This window comes from Psychromonas sp. (assembly GCF_983033635.1).
Genome location: NZ_CEZLMY010000189.1, coordinates 1 through 6,329, shown reverse-complemented (window position 1 = coordinate 6,329; position 6,329 = coordinate 1). Strand labels below are relative to the sequence as shown.

The following is a 6,329-nucleotide window of genomic DNA, read 5'->3' as shown; positions in this document are numbered from 1 at the left end:
AATGCCGAACGTTTTAATCAAGTTGCAGATATTGTTATCAATAATCAGCAACAGTCACAAATTGCTTTGGTTTTGTCTGCACCTGCAGGCGTCACCAATAACCTCGTTGCTGTTGTAGAGAAAACCAGTAAGGGGTTATCTGCCGAAAGTAATTTAGTTGATATTCAGCGTATTTTTGCCGAGTTGATTAAAAGCCTAAAAAGCTCTTATGCAGAATTTGCAGACGATCTGTTAAAAACTATTTTTGAGCGGGAATTATCGCATTTAAGTGATTTACTTGAAGGTGTGCGTTTATTAGCACAGTGCCCAGCAAGTATTGAAGCACAAATTTTAAGTAAGGGTGAGCTGTTAAGTATCGCTTGCATGAAACAACTGCTTATAAGCAAAGGGCACTTGGTTGAGGTGATTAAACCACAAGAGAAGTTAATCGCTTACAAAGGTGGTTATCTTGAAGCACAAATAGATATCGAAGCTTCTCGTGCCCTGTTTGCAAAACAACCCATTATTAAAAATGCAATTTACTTAATGCCGGGTTTTACCGCTGGTAATGAGCAGGGTGAAACATTAGTGCTTGGCCGTAATGGTTCTGATTATTCAGCGGCAGTTTTAGCGGCTTGTTTAAAAGCAGAATGTTGTGAAATTTGGACTGATGTAGATGGCGTTTATAGTTGCGATCCGCGTCTGGTTAAAGATGCAAAACTGCTCAGTTCATTAAGTTATGCAGAAGCGATGGAGCTTTCTTATTTTGGTGCCAAAGTATTACATCCTAAAACAATCGCACCGATTGCGCAGCACCATATCCCATGTTTAATTAAAAACACGCATAATCCGCAGGCTGACGGCACTCTTATTGGCGTCGAACATGGTGAGCAGGAGCTACAAGTAAAAGGTATCTCTGATCTTAAAGGCTTAACTATGTTAAGCATTTCAGGAACGGGCATGAAAGGTATTGTCGGCATGGCCGGACGTATCTTTACAACAATATCTCGTGCCAGTGTGTCAATTATTTTAATTACGCAATCTTCCTCTGAATACAGTTTAAGCTTCTGTATCGCTTCAAGCGATACTGAAAAAGCGTTAGATGCACTAAATGAAGAATTTGCTTTAGAGTTTAAAAACAAGTTATTAGAGCCAATTGATCTAGTTGAAAAACAAGCCATTATCTCTCTGGTAGGTGATGGTATGAAAAAAGCGAAAGGTGTGGCAGCGCGTTTCTTGACCGCTTTAACGGAAGCGTCAATAAATATTACGGCGATTGCGCAAGGTTCATCTGAACGTTCTATTTCTGTGGTTGTTTCAGAACAAAAAGCACAAGAAGCGGTTGTCGCTTGTCATCAATACTTCTTTGGTAGTGTGCAATATATCGATATGTTCTTAATCGGCTGTGGTGGTGTTGGTGGCGCATTGGTTGATCAGGTTCACCGTCAGCAGCTACGTTTGGCTGAACGTAATATTCAAATTCGTGTTTGTGGTATTGCTAATAGCCGTGTGATGTTGATGAACGAACAAGGTGTTGAACTATCAAATTGGCGTGATCTGCTTAAAGATGCAACAGAAGAGCTTTCTTTATCAGGCATGCAGTCATTAGTTAATGATTCGCATATTATTAATCCTGTGATTGTCGATTGTACTAGTAATGATGCAATTGCCGCGCGTTATGTAGACTTTTTAGGTGCCGGTTTCCATGTGGTAACTGCCAATAAAAAAGCTAATACAAGCAGCATGGATTATTATCATCAGCTGCGCTTAACTGCATTAATGAAACGCCGTAAGTTCCTATATGATACTAATGTTGGTGCCGGTCTACCTGTTATTGAAAACATGCAGAACCTGTTTAACGCAGGTGACCAGTTAATTAAATTTAACGGTATTTTATCGGGGTCTTTATCATTTATTTTCGGCAAGTTAGACGATGGTTTATCATTTTCGGATGTTACCACGCAGGCCCGTAATATGGGCTTTACTGAACCAGATCCGCGTGATGATTTAAGCGGTACAGATGTTGCGCGTAAATTACTTATTCTTGCACGTGAAGCGGGTATGGATTTATCACTTGATGATGTAGAGATTGAACAGGCACTACCACCTGGTTTTGACGACACAGGTACAGCGGATGAGTTTATGGCGCGCTTGCCTGAAGCGGATGCATACTTTAAAGAGCTTCAAGAGAAAGCGGATGAAAAAGGCCAGGTATTACGTTATATCGGCAGTATCGAAGATGGTAAATGCAAATGTAGCATTAAAGCTGTTGATGCTGATGATCCGCTTAACAAAGTAAAAGATGGTGAAAATGCATTGGCATTTTATAGCCAGTATTATCAGCCAATCCCGCTGGTCTTACGTGGTTACGGTGCTGGTACGGAAGTTACAGCTGCTGGTGTATTTGCTGATGTACTACGCACATTAAACTGGAAACAGGAGCTTTAATATGTCTTATGAATTAGCAATAAATGCGACGCATAGGCAAAGTCGCTGTTCCCAGTTTTTAGTAGTACGTACAACTGTAAAAATTCAGAAACAGGAGTTATAAATGAGTGTTGTAGCATATGCTCCTGCCTCGACTGCAAATGTCAGCGTAGGTTTTGATGTATTAGGTGGTGCACTGGCACCAATCAATGGCGAATTACTTGGTGATCGCGTAAAAATTTCAACGGGTGATTATGGTTTTTCACTAGAGTGTATTGGTCGTTACGCACATAAACTGCCAACTGATTCTAACAGTAATATTGTTTACCAATGTTATTTAGGTTATCAAGCTGCTCTGAGCAAGTTAAACAAAGAAATTTTGCCTGTAAAAATGATACTTGAGAAAAACCTACCTGTAGGTAGCGGCTTAGGCTCAAGTTCAAGCTCGATTGTTGCTGCATTAGAAGCTTTAAATGCATGGCATGATTACCTGCTTGATAAGACAACAATGCTTGCATTAATGGGCGAAATGGAAGGGCAGATTAGCGGTAGTGTGCATTATGATAATGTAGCACCTTGTTACTTAGGTGGTATGCAGCTGATGATTAATGAAGATGGTATTATCAGTCAAACCATTCCCTCTTTTAAAGAGTGGTACTGGGTTGTTGCCTATCCTGGTATTACGATTTCGACCTCTGCTGCGCGCGATATTTTACCTGCACAATATCGTTTAAGTGAAACACTTACTTATGGTCGTCGTTTAGGTGCATTTGTGCATGCAAGCTACAGCAAGCAACCTGAACTTGCAGCAAAAATGCTTAAAGATGTGATTGCTGAACCATACCGTTCACAACTTATCCCCGGCTTTAAAGAAGCACGACTTTTTGCTGAACAAAGCGGCGCATTGGCGATGGGAATATCAGGATCCGGTCCGACAGTATTTGCTGTGATGACCGATCTTCAACAAGCTGAATCACTACAAAATTGGTTAACGGAAAACTTCCTTCAGAACGATGAAGGTTTTTGTCATATCTGCCGTCTTGATGAACAAGGCGCGCGCGTGTTAGGAACAGAACTATGAACTTATACAACATCAAAGACCACAGCGAACAAGTAAACTTTCAACAAGCTGTAAAACAAGGGTTAGGGCGTGGGCAAGGACTATTTTTTCCGGAAACAATCACACCACTTGAAAATATTGATGCACTATTAGAAATGAATTTAGTTGATCGTTCAGCTGAAGTTTTATCACATTTAATTGGTGATGAGTTAAGCAAAGAAATTGTTCATAGTATTGTTTCTAAAGCTTTTACTTTTGAAGCGCCGGTTAAAAAAGTGACTGATAATATTAATGCATTAGAACTTTTCCATGGTCCCACTTTGGCGTTTAAAGATTTCGGCGGCCGTTTTATGGCGCAGTGTTTAGCGCAGTTTAAAGATGACGGTAAAATTACTATTTTAACGGCAACATCAGGTGATACCGGTGCCGCTGTTGCGCATGCTTTTTACAATATGGAAAATATTGATGTGGTTATCCTTTATCCAAAAGGAAAAATCAGCCCATTGCAGGAAAAGCTGTTTTGTACATTAGGCGGCAATATCACTACGATTGCTGTTGAAGGTACATTTGATGACTGTCAGGCGATGGTTAAACAGGCATTTGATGATCAGGAATTAAAACAGGCCATTGGCCTGAACTCTGCAAACTCAATTAATATCAGCCGTTTACTTGCACAAATTTGTTACTACTTTGAAGCGTTTGCACAATTAAGCGCTGAACAACGTAAAAATTTAGTTGTTTCAGTACCAAGCGGTAACTTTGGTGATTTAACTGCAGGTCTATTAGCTAAATCGTTAGGCTTACCTATTAAACGCTTTATCGCAGCTACTAATGAAAACGATACTGTACCGCGCTACCTTGCTGAGGGGACTTGGTCACCAAAAGCAACGATTGCGACACTTTCAAATGCGATGGATGTCAGTCAACCAAATAACTGGCCTCGTATCGAAGAGTTATTTAAAGTAAAAGGTTGGTCTTTATCTGAGCTTGGTTACGGCAAGTTAAGTGATGCTGAAACTAAAGTAACGTTAACTGATTTAGATAAATTAGGTTACTTATGTGAGCCTCATGGCGCAATTGCATACAGTGAGTTAACAAAACAGTTGAAACAAGACGAAACAGGTTTATTCTTGTGTACTGCACATCCGGCTAAATTCAAAGAGAGTGTGGAAGAGATTTTAGGACGTGATATTTTCATTCCTGAAGAGCTTGCTTCCCGTGCTGACTTGGCATTGCTTTCGAAAGAATTTCCGGTTGATTTTGCAAAAATTAGAGAACTATTAATGTCACTATAGTTTCTTGAAATAGGATATATTTGCAAATAATAAAGGGCGTGCTACACGCTCTTTTTTTTGGAGCTTCAAATGGGTAAAGTATTAAATGATCTTTTAGATCAGCTTAGTTTAGAGAAACTAGAAGAAAATCTATTTCGTGGTGAAAGCCAGGATCTTGGTTTAGGCACTGTTTTTGGTGGACAAGTGATGGGACAGGCAATCTCTGCCGCTAAGGAAACCGTACAGCCTGAGCAACAAGTACACTCTTTTCACTCCTATTTTCTACGCCCGGGTAAAACTGATCAACCGATTATTTATGATGTAGAGCGTATTCGTGATGGTCAAACACTTTCAGCAAGGCGTATTAAAGCGATTCAAAATGGCCAACCCATTTTTTATATGACAGCTTCTTTTAAAGCAAAAGAAAATGGCTTTGAACATCAAGATGAAATGCCCTCTGCGCCAGCACCTGAAGATTTAATTTCTGAGCAGGATATGGCATTGATCCATACCGATCTGTTACCTGCTTCAATTCGTGATAAGTTGGTTGCTGAAAAACCAATTGAGATGCGGCCTGTTACTTTTGTTAACCCTATCGATCCAGAAGTTGAGCCAGCCAAACGTTTAGTTTGGTTTAAAGCAAATGGAAAAATGCCGGATGATTTACGTATTCACCGTTATTTATTAGCCTATGCTTCTGATTTTAACTTTCTGCTGACTGCATTACAGCCTCATGGTGTTTCATATTTTACTGAAGGTATGCAAGTGGTAACTGTGGATCATTCTATGTGGTTTCATCATGATTTCCGCTTGGATGACTGGTTATTATATTCGGTAGAAAGTAGTGTTGCATCTGATGGGCGCGGTTTAGTGAAAGGGCAGATTTTTACACGAGATGGGAAATTGGTTGCATCAACCATTCAAGAAGGTTTAATTAGACAAAGGCGTTAATACCAAATCCAATAATTTTCTATTCATTTATGCTTGTTAAAATGAATGCTAGCTTCGTTATTGATTTTGTAATTAGAATAACTAGTTACTGCAATCAATGCCTTGCTTTCATCCATTTTTCCTACGCCTAAATAGAGCAGCTAATTAATGGAATTGGTATGATAATTAGCTGTTTTTTCTAGAAAAAAGGGAAGTTTTTAACTTCCCTTTTTAGTTTGTTTAAAATACAGCTGAAATTATAGAGATTCAGTAAATGTACGTGTTAATACATCTTGCTGTTGTTCTGGTGTTAATGAGTTAAAACGCACAGCATAGCCAGAAACACGAATTGTTAATTGCGGGTAATTTTCAGGATGTTTGATTGCATCTTCTAAAGTTTCACGACGTAAAACGTTAACGTTTAGATGTTGGCCACCTTCTTGTGCTGCTGGTGCTTGAACGGCAATCTCTTTGTATTCGATATCACCTAAATCAGCGATAGATACAATTTGATCTTCTGCATAAGCATTGTCTTTAACACATAAACAACGTGCTTGATCGTTTGCTTCGTCTAATAACCAGAATGAGTTAAGTAGAGATGAATTTTCAGATTTAGTGATTTGGATACCCAAAGTCATGGAAAGCTCCTTAATTAATAT

General features: G+C 39.3%; 5 protein-coding genes. 4 read left to right on the top strand and 1 reads right to left on the bottom strand.

The window, feature by feature from the left end:
* From thrA to tesB, 4 genes are all read left to right on the top strand, one after another.
* On the top strand, positions 1-2,427 hold a 2,427-nt coding region (gene thrA / locus AC4GME_RS16405), incomplete at its 5' end, for a bifunctional aspartate kinase/homoserine dehydrogenase I (protein WP_490379794.1).
* 103 nt (positions 2,428-2,530) lie between these two features.
* Positions 2,531-3,487, top strand: coding sequence for a homoserine kinase (thrB, locus tag AC4GME_RS16400; protein ID WP_490379793.1), 957 nt, complete (start codon positions 2,531-2,533; stop codon positions 3,485-3,487).
* The gene (gene thrC, locus AC4GME_RS16395) at positions 3,484-4,761 is read left to right on the top strand and encodes a threonine synthase (protein WP_490379792.1); all 1,278 of its coding nucleotides are present in this window, start codon (positions 3,484-3,486) and stop codon (positions 4,759-4,761) included. The genes thrB and thrC overlap by 4 nt, the downstream gene beginning before the upstream one ends.
* Positions 4,762-4,830: 69 nt before the next feature.
* Complete coding sequence (gene tesB, locus AC4GME_RS16390) at positions 4,831-5,691, top strand: acyl-CoA thioesterase II (protein ID WP_490379791.1); 861 nt, start codon at positions 4,831-4,833, stop codon at positions 5,689-5,691.
* Positions 5,692-5,927: 236 nt separating this feature from the next.
* Here the strand turns inward: tesB and grcA are convergent.
* Positions 5,928-6,329, bottom strand: a 402-nt coding sequence (grcA, locus tag AC4GME_RS16385; protein ID WP_490379790.1) for an autonomous glycyl radical cofactor GrcA, incomplete at its 5' end; no start/stop codon positions are given.

Excerpts from the sequence above, each read along its gene's own strand:
- thrB (WP_490379793.1), top strand. The coding sequence starts at position 2,531 with ATGAGTGTTGTAGCATATGCTCCTGCCTCGACTGCAAATGTCAGCGTA.
- thrC (WP_490379792.1), top strand. The coding sequence starts at position 3,484 with ATGAACTTATACAACATCAAAGACCACAGCGAACAAGTAAACTTTCAA.
- tesB (WP_490379791.1), top strand. The coding sequence starts at position 4,831 with ATGGGTAAAGTATTAAATGATCTTTTAGATCAGCTTAGTTTAGAGAAA.